Genomic DNA, 18,368 nt, shown 5'->3' on the forward strand with positions numbered 1-18,368 from the left:
CGAGGGATCATGAAGGGGTAACGACCCGTACGACGAAGGACAGCGCCTTGAGCATCGCCGACGATCCCGACCGCGCACCGGCCCGCTCCCATCTGTACGCCATGGGCTGGTCGGAGGAGGACATGCGCCGCCCGGTGGTCGGCATCGCCTCCACCTGGACCGGCACGATGCCGTGCAACCTCACCCACCGCGAGCTGGCCGCCCACGTGGCGGAGGGGGTGCGCGCGGCGGGCGGCACGCCGATGGAGTTCAACACCATCGCGGTCTCCGACAACCTCACCATGCACACCCCCGGCATGCGCGCGTCGCTGGTCAGCCGCGAGGTCATCGCCGACTCGATCGAGCTCATGGGCCGCGCGCACGGCTTCGACGCGCTGGTGGTCATCGTGGGCTGCGACAAGACCGTGCCGGCCGGGATCATGGCGCTCGCCCGCCTGGACGTGCCCTCGGTCGTCCTCTACAGCGGCACGATGATGCCGGGCAGGTGGCGCGGGCGCGACGTCACGATCCAGGACATGTGGGAGGCGCTCGGCGAGCGCGCCGTCGGCCGCCTCGACCAGGCGGAGCTGGACGACCTGGCCAAGCACGCCTGTCCGGGAGCCGGCACCTGCGCCGCCCAGTACACCGCCAACACCATGGGCGGCGTCGCCGACTTCCTCGGGCTGGCGCCGTTCGGCGTGGGCGACATCCCGGCGGTGGCGCAGGAGAAGAACGCCGCGGCCCGGCGCGTCGGCGAGATCGCCATGGAGGCGCTGGCCCGCGACGCCCGCCCCTCGCGCGTGCTGACCGAGGACGCCCTGCACAACGCGATCGTCTCGGTCGCCGCCATGGGCGGCTCGACCAACGCCGTCCTGCACCTGCTGGCCATCGCCCGCGAGGCGGGGCTGCCGCTGCGCATCGACGAGATCGGCGAGGTCTGCCGCCAGGTCCCGATCATCACCGGGCTCAAGCCGAGCGGCGGCGACCACACGGCCCTGGACCTGTGGCGGGCCGGCGGCACCTCGCTGGTGGTGCGCCGCCTGCTGGAGGCCGGGCTGCTGCGCGAGAACGTCACGCTGGTGGACGGCCGCACGCTGGCCGAGGTCGCGGCCGACGCCGAGGAGACGCCGGGGCAGGAGGTGGTGGCGAGCGTGGCGGAGCCGTTCAAGCCGCGTGGCGCGCTGGCCATCCTGCGGGGCTCGCTCGCGCCTGACGGCTGCGTGCTCAAGCTGGGCGGCAAGGACGACTTCCGCCAAGAGGGCCCGGCCAAGGTCTTCGACTCGGAGAACGACTGCTACGTCGCCATCGAGGAGGGCCGCATCGTGCCCGGCGACGTCATCGTGCTGCGTTACGAGGGCCCCGCGGGCGGCCCCGGCATGCGGGAGATGCTCTCGATCACGGGCCCGCTCGTCGGCCGCGGCCTCGGGTCCTCGGTGGCGCTGGTGACCGACGGGCGGTTCAGCGGGGTCTCGCACGGGCGCGTGATCGGGCACGTGGCGCCGGAGGCGTACCACGGCGGGCCGATCGCGCTGGTGCGCGACGGCGACACGGTGGTCATCGACAGCGCGGCGGGGACGATCGAACTGGTGGTGCCGGAGGAGGAGCTGGTACGGCGCCGGGCGTCGTGGCGGCGGCCCGAGCGGGAGGTCGAGCGGGGGGTGCTGACCAAGTACATGGCGACCGTGGGCTCCGCCTCGGACGGCGCCGTCACGGCCTGACCCGGGATCGACCAGGCGGCGGGGGCCGCTATGCTGCGCAGTGACGTTCTCGAGCCGTTGTTAGGAGATTTGCGCGATGTACAAGGAGTTCGCTGTCGAGGCCGTGATGTGGCTCGTTCCGGTCGCAGTGCTGATCGGGGTGGCACTCCTCGTCACCGCGTGAGCCAGGGGCCCAGCCGGGGGTCGGCCCGGCCCCTGGCGGTCACTCAGCGGTAGTACCTGTACGAGACGTACGTGTTGGCGTAGCGGTTGAATCTCGTGTAGCCGTCCAGCCAGTTGTTGTAGGACTGGGACAGGGCCCGGGTCCGCACGGTGCAGGCGGCCCACCTGAGGCCACGCGCACGGATGGTGCCGACGTAGTCGTAGCACGTCCCGACGCGCCTGCCGTTGACGCTGAGACGCGCGTTGAGCTTGACGTTGTAGAGCGTCCGGTACGAGACGTTCCGGACGCGTACCTTGATATGGCATGTGTCCCTGCACCGGCCGAAGTAGACCCTGGTGCGGATGAGCTGCGCACTGGCGGTGGTCGCCGTCGACTCTGCCGTGGACGCCGACGCGCCGGCGGGTGCAGCCATGAGCGTGGCCGCGGTGGCCGCGACTAACACCGTGCCGGCGAGGCTCTTGATCACTTTTCCCCCAAGGTGAAAAGACGCCGCTCCCCCCTCTTGGCAGCGGCTCGTGCTTGTTCGACTACTATCAGGAAGCGGCGTCTACCAACATTTGGTAAAGAAGATCCGATACAAAACGGTTATCCGTTTATGTCGGCCTTATGCCGCCAGGCCAGTGGGGGGCTACGCGGTGAACGGCGGCGCGTTCCCGGGCTCGTTGAGCTCGGCGATGGCCAGCTCGGCCGTGCTGCGGATGTCGAAGAACTTGTCCAGCGCGGTGATCGCGAACAGGTGCTTGCACCGGCCGTTCAGCCCCGACAGCAGCAGCCGCCCGCCCGAGGCGGTCACCGCCTTGTGCAGGTAGACCAGCACGGACAGGCCGGAGGAGTCGCAGACGCTGACCGCCTGCATGTCGATGACGAGCATCGGGGGCTGGGTGAGGTCGAGGGCCTTGGTGACGCGGTCGCGGACCTCCGCGGCGGACCCGAAGTCGAAGTCCCCCGTCAACCGCGCGATGACACAGGGTCCCTGGAGTCCGAGGCTGATCGACAAGGCCTGCTCCGAAGTCACCCAGCTCCACCTACCCGCATTGCTCGCCCGATCTGACTACCTTACGAGAAGTAGCGCTTCGGGTTGAACACCAGCATCTGCTCAATCTGGTCGTCGGTCACACCCGAGTCCAGCAGTGCGGCCAAGACATCGTCGTGGATGTGATCGTAGCGCCAGTTCGGCGCGAGCGTTGAACGGGCCTCGTCCCAGGCGCCGCCGAAGTAGTCCATGAAGCAGGCCGTGTCGTGGCTGAGGACCATCCGGTCGGCGTATCCGCGCCGGCAGAGCTCCGCGACCGTGGCCACGCGCTGCGCGGTCGGGTTGTACGCGTCCAGCCCGAACCGGTCCATCCCCAGCGTCGCGCCCGTGTCGGCCAGGCGCATGAGGTAGTCGACGTCGCTGCTGTCGCCCGCGTGCCCGACGACCACCTTCCCCAGGTCGACGCCCTCCTTGGCGAACAGGTCGAGCGCGATCAGGCCGCTCTGCGTGAAGGAGTTCGTGTGGACGGTGATCGGCGCGCCCGTGCGCACGTGCGCCTGCGCGACGGCCCGGCAGATGCGCTCGACGCCGGGCGTCAGGCCCTTCTGCTCGACCACGCACTTGAGGAACGCCGCCCTCACGCCGGTGTCGGCGATGCCCTCGGTGAGGTCGCGGACGAAGTCGTCGATCATCGGGTCCGGCATGTCGAAGAACAGGCCGGGGCCGCGGTGCTCGTACTGGTGCGGCAGCTCCTCGAAGGAGTAGATGCCGGTGGCGACCACGATGTTCAGGCCGGGCACCTGCTCGGCGATGCGCTGGATGCGCGGGATGTAGCGGCCGAGGCCCCACACCGTCGGGTCCACGATCGTCCGCACGCCCTTCGCGGCCACCGCGTCGAGCTTGGCGACCGCGTCCGCCACCCGGGCCTCCTCGTCCCACCAGGCACCCCTGCCGTAGTTGTCGAGGTGCTCGGTGGCGAGGACGAACACGTGCTCGTGCATGAGCGTCTGCCCGAGCTCGTCAACGTCCACGGGGCCGCGGACGGTGTCGACGGTGGCCATGAGCGCCTCCATACCGGCTGGTCGGTGTGCGCCAACGTAAATCCCCTCGGGACCGTCGTCAACCAGCCACCCCGGTCGTGGCGAGGCGCCGGAACAGCGGCTCGGGCCGGGGCAGCCGCTCGCCGGCGACCGCCGCGGCCACCCGTGCCGCCGCCGTCGGCAGGAAGGGCTCCAGCTGTACGGCCAGCGTCCGGCACGCGTGCACCAGCGTCCCCAGCGCGGCCTCCTGCCCGGCCCGGGGCTGCCGCCATGGCCGGGTCCGCTCGACGTACCTGTTGGCCTCCTCGACGAGCGCCCAGACGGCCACCGCCGCCCGCCGGAAGTCGAACGCCGCCAGCGCCTCGTCCACCGGCACCTCGGCCAACTCCTCCCCGGCAGGGGGAACGTGGCCGTCCAGGAAGCGATGGACCATGGTGACGACCCGGTTGACCAGGTTCCCCAGGCCGTTGGCCAGGTCCTCGTCCGCTCTGGCGACCAGCCGCTCCTCGGTGAAGTCGGTGTCTCCCACGCGCGGCACCTCGCGCAGCAGCCACCATCGCACGGCGTCGACCCCGTACGCGTCCACCAGCGCCACGGGATCGGCGGCGTCGCCGGATGACTTGCTGATCTTGCGGCCGTTCACCGTGAGGTAGTCGTGCACGAAGATCCCCGTGGGCAGCGGCTCGCCCGCGGACAGGAGCATCGCCGGCCAGTACACCGCGTGGAACCGGATCACGCCCTTGCCCATCAGGTGCACCTTGCGCCGCTCGGAGACCCACCAGCGGTCGTAGTCGTCGCCTTGGAGCGCGGTGACGTAGTTGGCCAGCGCGTCCCACCACACGTACACGACCTGGTCGGGGTCGCCGGGGACCGGGATCCCCCAGCCGCGGGCGCGGGCGGCGGAGCGCGAGACGCTGATGTCGTCCAGCCCGGCCTCGATGAACGCCAGCACCTCGTTCCGCCGCGCGACCGGCTCGATCCTGAGCCGCCCGCTCCGGACCAGCTCGCTCAGGGCGTCCTGGTAGCGGGAGAGCCGGAAGAACCAGTTCTGCTCGGACACGCGCTGCAGCGGCGCGTCGTGCCCGTCGGGACAGGGGCCCTCCGGATAGAACTGCTCGCAGCCCACGCAGTAGAGCCCCTCGTAATGCCGCTGGTAGAGGTCGTGCCCGGTCGCCTCCCAGATCCGCTCGACCCCGGCCCGGTGCCCGGGATGGGCGCTCGTCCGGATGAAGGAGTCGAACGACAGGTCCAGCGGCCCGCGCAGCCCCTCGAACGCGGCCGCGTTCCGGTCCACCAGCTCCCGCACCGGCACGCCCGCCGCCTCGGCGGCCAGCACGTTCTTCAGCGAGTTGTCGTCGCTCCCGGTCTGGAACCGCACCGGCTCGCCGCGCCGCCGATGGTGCCTGGCCAGCACGTCGGCCTGCACGAGCTCCAGGGCGTGCCCGAGGTGAGGGCGGGCGTTGACGTAGGGGATGGTCGTCGTGATGTACATCAGGTGCCTCCAAAGGGCCCCGAACACGACAAGAGGCCCCGGTCGCAGGGCCTCGACAGGACGTCGCCGATGAACCCCTCTAGGGGGCCGTCATCTTCGGCGAGATCGTCATGCCGACCATGCTAACGACGTCCACCCGGACCGGCCACCCGTTAACGCGCGGCGCGGTGGCGGATCAGCCACACAGCCAGGCCGACCGCGAACACCGCCAGGCCCGCCGGCACCGACGCGAGCGGGAGCGTGGCGGCCAGCAGGACGCACAGGGCCAGCCCCAGCCCGGAGACCGGCCGGGGCGGCGCGCCCGCGCATCGGGAGTAGCGGCCCCTGTGAAGGAGCGCCTGGCGCGGTCACTACGCCAAGACGGGCGAGGAGCCGCCCTGGGAGCGCCGAGCCAGCGGCTTGAGCATCGACAGTCCTGCCAGCGCCAGCACGCCCAGCTCGGTGACGACCACGGCCCGCTGGGTCAGCCCGGCCGGGATGTCGTCGTTGGTCAGCGGGATGCCGAACATCCGCACCACGTACGGGACCACGACCAGCAGCAGGGCCCCGAGGGCCACCCCGCTGAGGATCCGCACCGCCCTGGCGTACCGGATCCTGGCCTTGGCCAGCAACAGCCCCGCCACCGGCATCACCAGGAACGCGGCGAAGGCGGCGTAGCGGTGGATGCCGCCCGACAGCGACAGCGGCACGTCCGGCCGGTCGGTGGGGAAGGCGCCGATCAGGAACATGCTCGCCCCCCAGGCCAGCAGCAGCGCCACGACCCAGCGGCTCATCCCGGCCCGGCGCATCGCCTCGGCGATCAGCGCGGAGCCCACCGCGAACAACGTCAGCGAGGCGGGCAGCAGCCAGCCGGACGCCTGGAAGGCGTACTCGCTGATGACGCTGTGCAACGGGTCGAGGTCGGATTCGGCGTGGAGGGTGAGCATGGCGCCGCTTCCGGTGCCGATGGCCGCGAATCCGCTGACAAGCAATCCCTTCATGCCTCAAAGCTCATGGAACGCGGGCTCGCGGACTATCGGAGATCGACCCTGAAGTGGCCTGAACGATCCCCTAATACCTTGGTTTGAAACGACCCTGAGAACACCTGGTCACCTGCGCAAACGTGACCCTGAGTAGGGGCTGCCCCCTCAGGGTGAGTACGGGGCGCCGGACCCGGTTTGACGTGGAGCGTGCTCCAGGGGTGAAGCTGGAACCATGAGAACGCGCACTCTCGGGAACGGCGGGCCGCAGGTCTCCGCGCTGGGCCTCGGCTGCATGGGCATGTCCGACTTCTACGGCCCGGGCGACGAGAAGGAGTCGATCTCCGTCATCCACCGCGCACTCGACCTTGGCATGAATTTTCTGGACACGGCGGACACGTACGGGCTCGGGGCCAACGAGGAGCTCGTCGGCCGGGCCGTCAAGGACCGGCGCGACGAGGTCGTGCTGGCCACCAAGTTCGGCGTCAAGCGCGGCGGCGGCGCCCGCTCGATCGAGAACAGCCCCGAGTACATCAGGGCCGCCTGCGACGCCTCGCTCCGGCGCCTGGGCGTGGACCACATCGACCTGTACTACATGCACCGCCGCAACAGGAACGTGCCCGTCGAGGAGTCGGTCGGCGCGATGGCCGAGCTGGTCGGGCAGGGCAAGGTCCGCCATCTCGGGCTGTCGGAGGTGAGCGCGGACACGCTGCGCGGAGCCTCGGCCGTCCACCCGATCGCGGCCCTGCAGAGCGAGTACTCGCTGTTCACCCGGGGGCTGGAGGCGGAGATCCTGCCCACGGCCAGGGAGCTGGGCGTGGCGCTGGTGGCGTACTCGCCGATCAGCCGCGGTTTCCTGTCCGGCGCGCTGCCGCCCGCGGCGGACCTGCCGGAGGACGACGTCCGCCGGTGGATGCCGCGGCTGGCGGGCGAGAACGCCGAGCGCAACGCCGAGCTGGTCGCGGAGGTGCGGAAGATCGCCGACGCCGCCGGGATCACCGCCGCGCAGCTCGCGCTGGCCTGGGTGCTGGCCCAGGGGGACGACGTCGTGCCGATCCCGGGGACGAAGCGGCTGAAATATCTGGAGGAGAACGCGGCGGCGGCCGACGTCACGCTGACCGCCGGCCAGCTCGCCGCCCTGGCGCGCGCCGTCCCGGCGGACGCCGTCGTCGGCACCCGTTATCCGGATATGTCGGAAATCGAGATGTAAGCGCGGGCTCAGGCGGCCGGGCGAGGGCTTGCCGGGGCGTCGAAGTAGACGCGGATGGCGGTCGCCCCCTCGCGGGTGTGCACGCGTACGAGATCGCTCAGGAGATTGACGATCAGCAGCCCGCGCGACCCCGCGTGGCGCGGGTCGACCGGGCGGCGGCCCACCAGCGGGTCGGTGATGTGCCCGGCGTCGCTGATCTCGCACACCAGCCGCCCGCCCTCGGCCCACGCCCGGATCGTCCCCGAGCCGCCGCCGTGGTCGAGGCTGTTGGCGCCCAGCTCGGCCACCGCGAGCTGGATGTCGTCGAGCCGGTCGCCGGAGAACCCCATCTCCGCCGCCCGCCGCGCGGCCAGGCCGCGGGCCGCCGACAGGTTGGTGTGGTCGAAGCTCAGCCGGACGTAGTCGGCGGGCTCGCCGAGCGGCCGATTGTGCCGGGAGACCACCAGGTCGGGAGCGTACTCGTCGCTGGCCCGCTCCCCCGAGACGTCGCACAGCACGGGATGGGTGCGCTCGGCCTCCTTGATGACCTCGGGATCGAGCCCGTCGGCGTCGTACGGGCACACGATCGTGGCCCGCCGCCCCGCGAACGACAGGTTGATCAGCGCCTCGTGCTGCGCGGCGGCCCCGTATTCCGCCTCGGTGCGCCCCGGCCAGATCGGCTCGCCGACGATCCGCACGTGCGCGCCGGGATGCCGGTCGGCGAAGTCGCGCAGCACGGCGGGGATGATGCGCCCCGGGTTGCGCCCGGCCTCCTGCATGTCGAGCAGGTGCACCGACCTGGCGTCGTCACCCAGCTCGGCCTCGATCAGGGCCAGGTTCCGGGCCGGCACGGCGACCGCGACCGGCTCGCCCACGGCCAGCCCCGCGCGGACGAATGCGCTGGTGGCAGCCACGTATTCCCGGTCACCCCGATAGAAGAGCGCCGGATGTGCGAACGGTTCCGCCAACATCAGAATTCACGCTACCCAAGGAAGGTGACTTCACGGCAATCTGGTGGGTACGTAATCGTCGTGAAGCGAATCCGGGCCGTCCGCCGCCCCCGCCTCGTCCGGGGGCCGCTCCCTCTTGATCTCCGCACCCCTTCCGGCAAACAACTCCCGTTCTGAGCGCTGCGCACCTATGCTCAAGATATGTCGCAATTGCAGATGCGGGTGTCCGACGAGGACCGAGAGCGCACCGCGCAACAGCTCCAGCACGCCTTCGCCGAAGGCCGGCTCACCCAGCTGGAGCTGGAAGACCGCCTTGAGATCGCCCTCACCGCGAGGACCTACGGCGAACTGCTGGGCCTGATCGACGATCTCCCCGCCGGCCGGACACAGGTCGACGACGTGGTCGAGCTGGAGTCCAAGAACGGCCACATCAAGCGCGCCGGCGACTGGGCCGTCCCCCGGCGACTGCGGGCGACCTCCAAGTACGGCAGCGTCGAGCTGGACCTCTCCGAGGCCGTCGTCGACCACCCGGTCGTGGACATCGAACTCGACCTCGCCTACGGCTCCGCCAAGATCACCCTCCCGGACGGCGCCGTCGCGAACGTGGACGCCTTCCACAGCGACTGGGGCCACGTCCACACCTCCGACGTGGCGGGCAGGCCCCGCACCGGCGCCGTTCACGTGGTGATCAGCGGCAGGACTAAGTACGGCAGCCTGACCGTCCGCTATGGGCGAAAGCGCTGGTTCAACCGCTGAGGCTCGCCGGGCCGCGCCGGGCCTGGCTTTACGCTGGCTTGATACCCGTGGTGTTAGCGGGGTGCAAGCGACGGTCAAGGCTTGCCCCATAATGTTCCCTTCGTTCGTTCAAACCACCGAAGGGCATGGAAATGACTCCCCCTCGTCGTCGCCTGGCCGTCGCGGCCGCGACGCTGACTCTTGCTGTCCTCACCACCACCGCCTGTGGTGCGCTGGGCCAGGCTGTTGACTGCAACACCGCCGCCCAGGAGGCCACCAAGATCATGAATGAGTGGACCACCACGATCACCAAGGACGCCACGGACACGAAGGCCATCGGCACGGCCTCGAAGGACGCGGCAGCCAAGACCAAGGAGCTCGCGGGCAAGTACGACGGTGACGTGGCCGCCGCGCTGAACGACCTCGCCGCCGGTTTCGAGACCCTGGAGAAGGGCGACCTGGCCGAAGTGTCCTCGTTCACGGGCAAGATGCAGGGCTTCTCGACCAAGATCACCGCTGCCTGCAGCTGACGCTGAGCCCGCGGTCGCCGTTCCGCCTGTGGGGGGCAGGACGGCGCGGCGGCCGCGCCACGTTCGGGGGGATTCGTTCTACCCTTGCTGCCCGTGACGGGTGACACTCTGGCGGCGCGACAGGGGGCGTCCGCCGCCGCCTCCCTCTGGAGGATCCGGCTGTCCGGCCACCGCGTGCGCGTGGGCGCCATCGCGCTCGTCGCCGCGGTGGCCTATGCCGTGCTCGGCCTGGTCAAGCTGGCCACGTTCCGGGCCACGACGTTCGACCTGGTGATCGTGGACCAGGCGGTGCGCAACTACGCGGCACTGCGGCCGCCGCACATCCCCGTGCTGGGCGTGTTCCACGAGCGGGGCATGGACTACCTGCAGCTCGCCGACCACTTCTCGCCCGTCTACGCGATGCTCGCGCCCCTCTACTGGATCCACGACGGGCCCGAGACGCTGATCGTCGCGCAGGCGCTGCTGTTCGCCGCCGCGATCCCGTTCATCTGGCTGTTCACCCGGCGGGTGCTCGGCGTCGGGCCCGCCTACCTGGTCTCCGTGGCGTACGCGCTGTCGTGGCCCGTCGCGCAGGCCGTCGCGTTCGACGCGCACGAGGTCATGTTCGTCCCGGTGCTCACCGCGATCATGATCGAGCGCTACCACGCCGGCCACCGGCTGCCCGCCTTCGTCGCGCTGATCGACCTCCTCCTGGTCAAGGAGGACATGGGGCTGATGGTGATCGGGGCGGGGCTGTGCCTGGTCGTCCTGGGCGACCGGCTGCGGGGGCTGTTGTGCATGGCGCTCGGGACGGGGGCCGTCCTGCTCGTACGCGGGCTGGCGATCACGGCCTTCGGCGGCGACTCCAAGGACTTCTGGGCCTACAACCATCTCGGCCCCGACGTGCCGAGCGCGATCCTGGCGCTGCTGCGCGACCCGATCGCGGCCGTGCTGCTGCCGTTCAGCGAGGAGGCCAAGGTCGACACGCTGTTCCTGCTGGTGTGGCCGACGCTGCTGCTGTGCCTGCTCTCGCCGCTGTCGCTGGTGGCGGTGCCGCACGTGCTGGAGCGCATGTTGTCCGACCGCGCCCAGTGGTGGCAGGCCGACTTCCAGTACAGCGCGTTCACCGTGGTCATCCTCTTCTGCGCGGGCGTGGACGGGCTGGCCAGGCTGCTGCGCCGGCTCAAGCGCGACGACGCCTCCGGGTCGCTCAAGATCGCCTGGGCGACGGCCGTCTGCGCGGTCGCGATCAGCCTGGTGCCCAGGTTCGCGCTCGACCAGCTCTACCATCCGGCCTTCTACCAGGAGCCCAAGGCGGCCGCCGCCGCCGAGGCCGTGAGCAGGGTGCCCTCCGGGGTCACCGTCGAGGCGGTCAACTCCGTCGGCCCCGCCCTGACCTCCAGGACCACCGTCCTGCTGTGGACCGCCAAGTCGCGCGGCGCGCCGTGGGTGGTGGCCGACACCTCCCGCTGGGAGTTCCCCTTCGGCTCGCCGGAGGAGCAGCGGGCCGCGGTCGACGCGCTGCAGGGCCAGGGATACGCGAAGGTGTTCGAACGCGACGGCTACGTGGTGCTCCGGCGCGCCTGAAGCGCCTCCTCATAGGCCCGGTCGAACCCGTCGAGGACCGCGGGCCACGAGCCGGCGGCCGGCGGCGTCGCCCGGTTGTGCGCGGCGATCGACTCGCGCAGCGCGGCGTCCGTACACAACCGGGCCACCGCGCGGGCCAGGTCGCCGAGCGTGCGGCCGAGCAGCCCCTCCGTGCCGTCGGCGACGAAGTCGGCGACCCCGCTCTGCGCCCTGGCCACCACGGGCAGGCCCGCGGCCCGCGCCTCAAGGGCCGCGATGCCGAACGACTCGCGCGGCGCGGGCGCCACGAACACGTCAGCCGACTCCAGCACCTTCGCGATCTGCTCCCGCGTGTAGCGGCCCGGCAGGGAGACCCAGCCGGCCATGCCGTGCCGGGCCAGAAAACGTTCCATCTGGCCGCGGGCCGGGCCGTCGCCGACGATCGTGGCGCGCATGGGGATCCTGGCGGGCACCCGCCGCCTGGCCGTCTGGAGCAGCCTCAGCAGGCGTACGGGCTGCTTGCGCGGCGCCAGCCGGCCCACGGCGACGATGTGCACCCCTTCACGCTCGTCGCGCGCCCCGGGAGACGGCGCCCAGCCCGACAGGTCGAGGCCGTTGGAGACCACCCGCACCGGCACCTCGGGCCCGGCCACGGCGCGGATCGGGACGGCGGCGGCGTTGCTGACCGTGGTCGCCACCAGCCGCCACCGCTGCCAGCCGAACGCCAGCCGCAGCAGCCGGTAGAGCGCCCGCGTGACCGGATCCCACATGCTGTGCACGGTCACCACGCACGGCAGCCCGGCCCGCGCGGCCGCCCGCACGCCCATCCAGGCGAACGGCGAGACCGCCCCCGCGTGCACGTGCACCACGTCGGGGCGCAGGGAGGTGAGCCGGCGCGTGAGATGCCCTACTCCGAACGGGTGAACAGGCAGGTCGAACGGCATCTTCGCGACAATCCGCTGGACTCCCGGCAGCGGCTCGCCCTTGGTCGCCGTGGCCACGCGGACGTCGTGTCCCGCCTCCCGCTGCATCCGCACGAGATCGGCCACCTGGACCTCGATCCCTCCGAGTCGCGGCAGGTAACAGTCGCTCACGTGAAAGATCCGCACCCCTCCCAGACTAATCTGGGCGTGTGCCTCCACGTACCGCAGTGTTCTTTCACGCCCATCCCGACGACGAGGCCCTGCTGACGGCGGGCACCATGGCGATGCTCGCGGCCGAGGGACACCGCGTGGTGCTCGTGGTGGCCACCGCGGGCGAGCGCGGCCTGGCCGAGATGGCGCCCGGCGAGGCGCTCGGCGTGACCAGGCTCAAGGAGCTCTACAAGTCGGCCGCGCTGCTCGGCTGCGCCCGCGTCGAGTGCCTCGGCTACGGCGACTCGGGGCTGAGCCCCAAGGGCGGCATCGCCGAGGAGCGGCCCGACAACGCCTTCATCGACGCCGACTCCGAGGCGGCGGCCAAGGCGCTGGCCGCGATTTTGCAGGAGGAGGAGGCCGACCTGCTGGCGATCTACGATCCGGCGGGCGGCTACGGGCACCCCGACCACGTGCAGGTGCACCGGGTGGGCAAACGCGCGGCCGAGATCGCCGGCACGGAGATCGTCCTGGAGGCGACGGTCAACCGCGATCCGCTGGTCAGGCTGCTGCGGCTGGCGGGCCGGTTCTACAAGTTCCCGCCGGAGTTCGACGTGCGGACGTTCGAGAGCGCCTACTCGTCGAGCGAGACGATCACCCACCGGGTCAACGTCCGGAAATACACGCGCCAGAAACGGGCGTCCATGGCCGCGCACGCCTCCCAGGCCAGCGGCGGCGACAGCGACCGCACGCTCGCCGTCATGCTGAAGGTCCCGGGCCCGATCTACCGCTTCGTCTTCGGCACCGAGTGGTACGTCCGCCGCGACCTGCCACCGGGCACCCGGCTCACTCATCCCTTCGACCAGTATCAGAAAGGATGAGCGCGAAATAATTCCTCCGAAGGAGGACCCTCGTCCGGCGACCCGTCAGACTGGACCCCGATGAAGAACAAGTGGCTCCAGATCACCCTGTCCGTGCTGTCGCTCGGGCTGGCCGTGCTGCTCGTGGTCTACCTTCCGCAGATCGTGCGCACGCTCACCGGCAAGCCCGTCTCCTGGCACGAGATCGGCAGGGTCTTCGGCACGCTCGGCTTCGGCCAGATCGCGCTGATGGCCGCGCTGTGGCTGCTGAGCCTGCTGGCGTACACGTTCGTGCTGACCAACTCCCTCCCCGGCCTCAACAATCTCCAGGGCCTCACGCTCAACGCGGCCGGCAGCGCGGTCAGCAACCTGCTGCCGTTCGGCGGGGCGGTCGGCGTGGCGGTGTCGTTCGCGATGACCAGGGGCTGGGGCTTCTCCAGCCGCCCCTTCGTGGTCATGACGCTGGTCAGCGGCATCTGGAACACGATGTTCAGGTTCATCCTGCCGGCCGTCGGGATCATCGCGCTGCTCGCGGCCGGCGAGGCGCCCAACGCGACCGTGGCCAAGGCCGGGTGGACGGGCGCGATCTCGATCCTCGTGCTCTGCACGATCGTGGCCGTCGCCCTCTACTGGGACCGCGCCGCCGTCGTGCTCGGCCGCGCGCTCGACGGCCTGACCCGGCTGCTGCGGCTGAAGATCCACGCCTCGGACGCGTTCCACAAGCTGCGCGCCGACACCGCCGGCGTCGTCCGGAGCAGATGGCCCGGGCTGTCGCTCGCCATGATGTCCTTCCTCGGGTTCCAGTGGGCGATCATGGCGGTGTGCCTCCAGGCGGCGGGGGCCTGGCCGGGGTTCGCCCAGTCGATCGCCGTCTTCGCCCTCTCCCGCGTGCTCACCGCCATCCTGATCACGCCCAGCGGGGCCGGGATCATGGAGGGCGGCGTGGTGCTTCTCCTCACCCAGGGATTCGGCGTCGAGGTCGCTCCCGCCACCGCCGCCGCACTGCTTTTCGGCTTCTGGACTTACACTATCGAGATCCCGTTCGGCGGCCTGGCCCTGGGCGCATGGGCGTTCCTGCGCAGGCGCAACGGCCGGAACGCCGGCGCGGAGCCCCCGTCCGCGATCTCGAAGGCCCAGTAGTGACAATCCCAAACCCATCAAAGACCTTGTGCGTGATTCCTAGGCCCGCATAGCGTGGCGGCTGACATGGTGGCGTTCCGAGTTCTGGGGCCAGTCGAGGCGTACGAACACGACGACGAACTCGACCTCGGCGGGTTGCGGCAGCGGGCCGTCCTCGCCCGGCTTCTCGTGGCCAGAGGTCAGGTCGTGCCCGTTGACATGCTTCTTTACGATCTGTGGGATGACGACGGGGCCAAGGGCGCGCAGTCGGGCCTGCAGGTCTACATCTCGCGCCTGCGCCGGGTGCTGGAGCCCGGCCGCCCACGTGGCGGGCCCAACCGGCTGCTGGTGACGGTCGCGTCCGGCTACGCGCTGCGGGTGGCCTCCGACCAGGTCGACGCGCTCAGGTTCGAGCAGCTCGTCCGCGCGGCGGGCGAGCACCTCGAAGAGGGCGACCCGCAGTCCGCCCGAGGCCGCCTGGAGAAGGCGCTGGGCCTGTGGCGCGGCACTCCCTACTCCGACTTCGCCGACCAGTCGTGGGCGGAGGCCGAGGTCAACCGGCTGGCGGAGCTGCGCCTCGTGACGCGCGAGCGGCACGCCGACACCGGGCTGCGGCTCGGGCTGCACGCCGAGACCGTTCCCGACCTGGAGGCGCTCACCACCGAGCACCCGCTGCGCGAGGAGGGCTGGCGGCTGCTGGCGCTCGGCCTCTACCGCTGCGGCCGCCAGGGTGACGCGCTGGCCGCGCTGCGCCGGGCCAGGAACATCCTGGCCGACGAGCTGGGCATCGACCCGGGTCCCGCGCTGCGCAAGCTGGAGTCCGACATCCTGGCCCAGTCTCCCGAGCTGGACCTGGCCGTCCCGGCGCGCCCCGCGCGGCCCGCCCCACCGGTCACCGACACCTGGCCGCCCAGGCCGGCCGCGGCCGTCGAGCCGCCGCCGCTGGAGCCCGAGCCGTTCGTCGGCCGCGACGCCGAGCTGGCCAGGCTGACCACGGCGGCCTCGCGCACGGGCCGGTTCCAGGTCGCGATCGTGGCCGGGGTCGCGGGCGCGGGCAAGACCACGCTGCTGCGCCAGCTGGAGAGCAGGCTCGCCACCGACGGCTGGATCGCCGCGTCCGGCGCGTGCCCCGACTCCAGCGCCACCCCGCCGGGCTGGGCGTGGGTGGAGATCCTGCGCACGCTCACCGGCGTGACCGGCGCGGGCGAATACGCGCAGCTGCTCGCGCCGCTGCTCGACGACGCCGCCCCCGACCCCGACGAGGACGAGGCGTCCGGCGGCTTCCGGCTGCACCGCGCGGTCGGCGGCTACCTGGCCGGGGTCGCGCGCCGGGCACCGGTGCTGCTGACCCTGGAGGACCTCCACTGGGCCGACGACCAGACGCTCGCCCTGCTGCGCGCGCTGCCGAGCCTGCTGGCGACCAGCCGGGTGCTGCTCGTGGTGACCTGCCGGGAGAGCGAGCTCGACGACCGCCAGTCCGACGTGCTGGCCGCCCTGGCCAGGCTGGGCCCGGTCCGCGTGGGCCTGTCGGGGCTCGACCCGAAGGCCGTGGCCGAGCTGGTCAAGGCGACGTGCGTACGCGAGATCGACGAGGACGCGGTCGAGTCGATCGTCGAGCGCACGGCCGGCAACCCGTTCTTCGTCCGCGAGACCGTCCGCCTGCTCGACTCCGAGGGCGCGGCCGACCGGGCCAGCGCCACCGAGGTGCTCTCGCAGGTGCCGTCCGGCGTGCGCGACGTGCTGCGGCGGCGCATCTCGCGGCTGCCGTCGGGCGCGCAGCAGATCCTGCTCCAGGCCGCCGTGATCGGCCGCGACGTCGATCTCGACGTGCTGATCGCGGTGTCGGGTGACGAGGACGCGGTGATCGAGGCCGTGGAGGCGGCGCTGCTGGCCGGGCTGGTGACCGAGCCGGGGCCCGGGCTGCTCAGGTTCGATCATGACCTGGTGCGCGACACGATCTACTCCGACGCCTCCAGGCTGCGCCGCACGCGGCTGCACGCGGCCGTGGCGACGGTCATCGAGCAGCGCACGCCGTCCGACGTGGCGGCGCTGGCCCACCACTACTTCCTGGCCGACGCGGCCGGGAAGGCGGTCCACTACACGGGGCTGGCGGCCGAGCAGGCCGAGCGGCGCTTCGCCCACCGCGAGGCGGCCACCCTGTGGGAGCAGGCCATCGCGGCGTTCGACCGCTCGCGCGACGAGCAGAGCGGCGCGCAGACGCCGGAGCGCAGCAAGGAGCGCCTGCGGCTCATGCTGCGCCAGATCAGGGCGCTGGCGCTGTGCGGCGACATGACGGCGGCCCGGCTGCTGCGCCGCCAGGCCATGGACGCCGCGCTGCCGCTGGGCGACCTGGAGATCACCGCGAAGGTGGCGGCGTCGCTGGCCGTGCCGCACAAGGGCATGGCGCGCGACTTCACCCGCACCGCGTGGGAGATCGTCGACGTCACCGAGCAGGCGCTCATCGAGCTGCCCGCGGGCGAGCAGCGGCTGCGGGCCAGCCTGCTGACCACGCTGGCGCTGGAGCTGGAGGGCTCCTCCTCGCCCGAGCGCGGGCGGCAGGCGTCGCTGGAGGCGCTGGAGCTGGCCAGGCAGAGCGGCGATCCGACGCTGATCGCGGCGGCGCTGAGCGGGCGGCTGCGGCAGTCGTACGACATCCCCGCCGTGGACACCCGGGAGAACATCGGCAGGGAGCTGCTGGAGGTCGCGCAGCGCTCGGGGCAGATGGCCACGCAGGCGCTGGCCCACCTGGTGCTGCTGGAGTGCGCGGCGGCCAGGAGCGAGTTCGCGGTCGCCGACGAGCACGCGGCCGCCGCCGACCGCCTGGCCAAGCAGTACGACCTGTCGGCGCCCGCCGCGGTCGTGGTCTGGTACGCGGGCCAGCGGCTGATGATCGCCGGCGACTACGCGGGCGCCGAGCGGGCCTACCGCGACGCGGCCAGGATGACGGCGCGCGCGGGCATGCTGGAGGGCCGCCAGGCCCTTCCGCTGATCACGCAGTTCTGCCTGCACCTGGTGGACGGCCGGGCGGCCGAGATGGTCGACCTGCTCGCCCAGGCCCACCGGCTGGGCGCCAAGTGGACGCTCGACGCGTACGCGCTGGCCCTGGCCTCCTCCGGGCACCTCCAGGAGGCCAAGGCCGTGGCCGCCACCCGCCCGCCGGTGCGGCCCGACTTCCTCTACGAGCTGGCGATGACCTGGCGGGCGCTGGCCGGCATGCTGCTCGACGACCGGGAGCGGATGGTCGACTGCTACGACAAGCTCAAACCGTTCGCCGACCGGGTGGCGGGCGCGAGCACCGGCGTGGTGGCGCTGTGGCCGGTGGCGCTGACGCTCGGCGACCTCGCCGTGCGCCTGGGCCAGCCGGACGCCGCCCGCGACCACTACCAGAAGGCCCTGGAGGTGGCCGAGCGGGTCGGCGTGCCGCGCTGGGTGGAGGCGGCGCGGCGGTCGGTCAGCAGCTCACCTGGAAACGGTCGCTCGTGACGGTCTTGACGCCCTTGGCCGACAGCTCGACGCGATACCAGCCGGGGTCGCCGGAGATCTCGGGCCGCCACTCGACGGTCTCCGCGGCGCCCATGAAGCCGTCGTAGTCGACCAGATACGTGCGCCAGGTCTTGGCCGAGGGGCTCCAGCGGGCGAGCTTCCAGCCGTAGTGCACGCTCTGGCCGGGCTCGGGGCTGACGAGCACGCTGCGGGCCACGAACGGCCCTGAGCAGACGCCTGCCAGCCCGGCGAGGGTGACCTCGCCGGGCTGGGCGACCGGGTCCAGTTCCGCGGTGACGGGCACCTCACGGGCCGACAGGGTGATGGTCTTCACAGCCGCCGGCGCGCTGCCGGCGCTGCTGTAGGCGGAGAGGCCGACGTACGCGCTGGTGAACGCCAGGGCGGCCACGAAGAGCTTGACCGCGTTCGCCGTGCCGCTGGCCAGGACGGCCGCGCTCCTCGACGCCATCTTCACCACCCCTTTCGCCTCACCCATAGAGTGAACTCGGGGAGTTGAGTCCTGGTTGTCGGCTGGTTGCGGCGGCTTGCAAGCCGGTATG

16 protein-coding genes are annotated in these 18,368 nt (G+C 71.7%); 8 read left to right on the forward strand and 8 right to left on the reverse strand.

All coding sequences use genetic code 11. The annotated features are described in order from the left end of the window. The first annotated feature begins 47 nt into the window (after nt 1-47). Nucleotides 48-1,697, forward strand: a complete 1,650-nt coding sequence (gene ilvD, locus ACIBQ1_RS27955) for a dihydroxy-acid dehydratase (protein ID WP_397282069.1) — start codon at nt 48-50, stop codon at nt 1,695-1,697. 206 nt (nt 1,698-1,903) lie between these two features. On the opposite strand, the gene ACIBQ1_RS27960 is transcribed toward ilvD, so the two are convergent. From ACIBQ1_RS27960 to ACIBQ1_RS27980, 5 genes are all read right to left on the reverse strand, one after another. Further along, entirely contained in the window at nt 1,904-2,326 is a 423-nt protein-coding gene (locus tag ACIBQ1_RS27960) for a hypothetical protein (protein WP_397282070.1), read from the reverse strand. 162 nt (nt 2,327-2,488) lie between these two features. Further along, nucleotides 2,489-2,875: an STAS domain-containing protein gene (locus ACIBQ1_RS27965; protein ID WP_355389191.1), complete on the reverse strand. Its 387-nt coding sequence runs from the start codon at nt 2,873-2,875 to the stop codon at nt 2,489-2,491. 41 nt (nt 2,876-2,916) lie between these two features. Beyond that, entirely contained in the window at nt 2,917-3,894 is a 978-nt protein-coding gene (locus ACIBQ1_RS27970; RefSeq protein WP_397282072.1) for a phosphotriesterase, read from the reverse strand. 58 nt (nt 3,895-3,952) lie between these two features. Beyond that, entirely contained in the window at nt 3,953-5,365 is a 1,413-nt protein-coding gene (locus ACIBQ1_RS27975) for a methionine--tRNA ligase (RefSeq protein ID WP_397282074.1), read from the reverse strand. Between the two features lie 350 nt (nt 5,366-5,715). Further along, nucleotides 5,716-6,345, reverse strand: coding sequence for a DUF998 domain-containing protein (locus ACIBQ1_RS27980; protein WP_397282075.1), 630 nt, complete (start codon nt 6,343-6,345; stop codon nt 5,716-5,718). Between the two features lie 214 nt (nt 6,346-6,559). On the opposite strand from ACIBQ1_RS27980, the gene ACIBQ1_RS27985 reads away from it, so the two are divergent. Continuing rightward, a complete protein-coding gene (locus tag ACIBQ1_RS27985) occupies nt 6,560-7,534 on the forward strand; it encodes an aldo/keto reductase (RefSeq protein WP_397282077.1) in 975 nt (324 codons plus the stop codon). 8 nt (nt 7,535-7,542) lie between these two features. Here the strand turns inward: ACIBQ1_RS27985 and ACIBQ1_RS27990 are convergent, their stop codons facing one another. Beyond that, nucleotides 7,543-8,484, reverse strand: a complete 942-nt coding sequence (locus tag ACIBQ1_RS27990) for an anti-sigma factor RsbA family regulatory protein (protein WP_397282079.1) — start codon at nt 8,482-8,484, stop codon at nt 7,543-7,545. A 180-nt stretch (nt 8,485-8,664) separates the two neighbouring features. Between ACIBQ1_RS27990 and ACIBQ1_RS27995 the strand changes: the two genes are divergently transcribed. The 3 genes from ACIBQ1_RS27995 (at nt 8,665) to ACIBQ1_RS28005 (ending at nt 11,294) form a co-directional block, all read left to right on the forward strand. Next, complete coding sequence (locus ACIBQ1_RS27995) at nt 8,665-9,219, forward strand: DUF1707 domain-containing protein (protein ID WP_397282080.1); 555 nt, start codon at nt 8,665-8,667, stop codon at nt 9,217-9,219. A 131-nt stretch (nt 9,220-9,350) separates the two neighbouring features. Continuing rightward, nucleotides 9,351-9,728 carry a hypothetical protein gene (locus ACIBQ1_RS28000; RefSeq protein WP_397282082.1) on the forward strand — a complete coding sequence of 126 codons (378 nt, stop codon included), beginning with the start codon at nt 9,351-9,353 and terminating at the stop codon, nt 9,726-9,728. Between the two features lie 93 nt (nt 9,729-9,821). After that, complete coding sequence (locus ACIBQ1_RS28005) at nt 9,822-11,294, forward strand: DUF2079 domain-containing protein (RefSeq protein ID WP_397282083.1); 1,473 nt, start codon at nt 9,822-9,824, stop codon at nt 11,292-11,294. Here ACIBQ1_RS28005 and ACIBQ1_RS28010 read toward each other — a convergent pair. After that, on the reverse strand, nt 11,270-12,367 hold the full coding sequence (locus ACIBQ1_RS28010; RefSeq protein ID WP_397282085.1) for a glycosyltransferase: 1,098 nt from the start codon (nt 12,365-12,367) through the stop codon (nt 11,270-11,272). The two genes, ACIBQ1_RS28005 and ACIBQ1_RS28010, sit on opposite strands and share 25 nt — an antisense overlap. A gap of 38 nt (nt 12,368-12,405) precedes the next feature. Here ACIBQ1_RS28010 and ACIBQ1_RS28015 point away from each other — a divergent pair, with 38 nt between their 5' ends. Genes ACIBQ1_RS28015 through ACIBQ1_RS28025 form a run of 3 tightly spaced genes read left to right on the forward strand, consistent with a single transcriptional unit; the run spans nt 12,406 to nt 17,808 of the window. Beyond that, nucleotides 12,406-13,227 carry a PIG-L deacetylase family protein gene (locus tag ACIBQ1_RS28015; RefSeq protein ID WP_397282086.1) on the forward strand — a complete coding sequence of 274 codons (822 nt, stop codon included), beginning with the start codon at nt 12,406-12,408 and terminating at the stop codon, nt 13,225-13,227. Between the two features lie 60 nt (nt 13,228-13,287). Further along, nucleotides 13,288-14,346: a lysylphosphatidylglycerol synthase domain-containing protein gene (locus ACIBQ1_RS28020; RefSeq protein ID WP_397282088.1), complete on the forward strand. Its 1,059-nt coding sequence runs from the start codon at nt 13,288-13,290 to the stop codon at nt 14,344-14,346. A 54-nt stretch (nt 14,347-14,400) separates the two neighbouring features. Then, nucleotides 14,401-17,808 carry a BTAD domain-containing putative transcriptional regulator gene (locus ACIBQ1_RS28025; protein WP_397282090.1) on the forward strand — a complete coding sequence of 1,136 codons (3,408 nt, stop codon included), beginning with the start codon at nt 14,401-14,403 and terminating at the stop codon, nt 17,806-17,808. Here ACIBQ1_RS28025 and ACIBQ1_RS28030 read toward each other — a convergent pair. Then, nucleotides 17,777-18,304, reverse strand: coding sequence for a hypothetical protein (locus ACIBQ1_RS28030; RefSeq protein WP_397282091.1), 528 nt, complete (start codon nt 18,302-18,304; stop codon nt 17,777-17,779). The two genes, ACIBQ1_RS28025 and ACIBQ1_RS28030, sit on opposite strands and share 32 nt — an antisense overlap. Nucleotides 18,305-18,368 lie beyond the last annotated feature (64 nt).

Source organism: Nonomuraea sp. NPDC050153 (genome assembly GCF_044460125.1).
Classification (GTDB): Bacteria; Actinomycetota; Actinomycetes; order Streptosporangiales; family Streptosporangiaceae; genus Nonomuraea.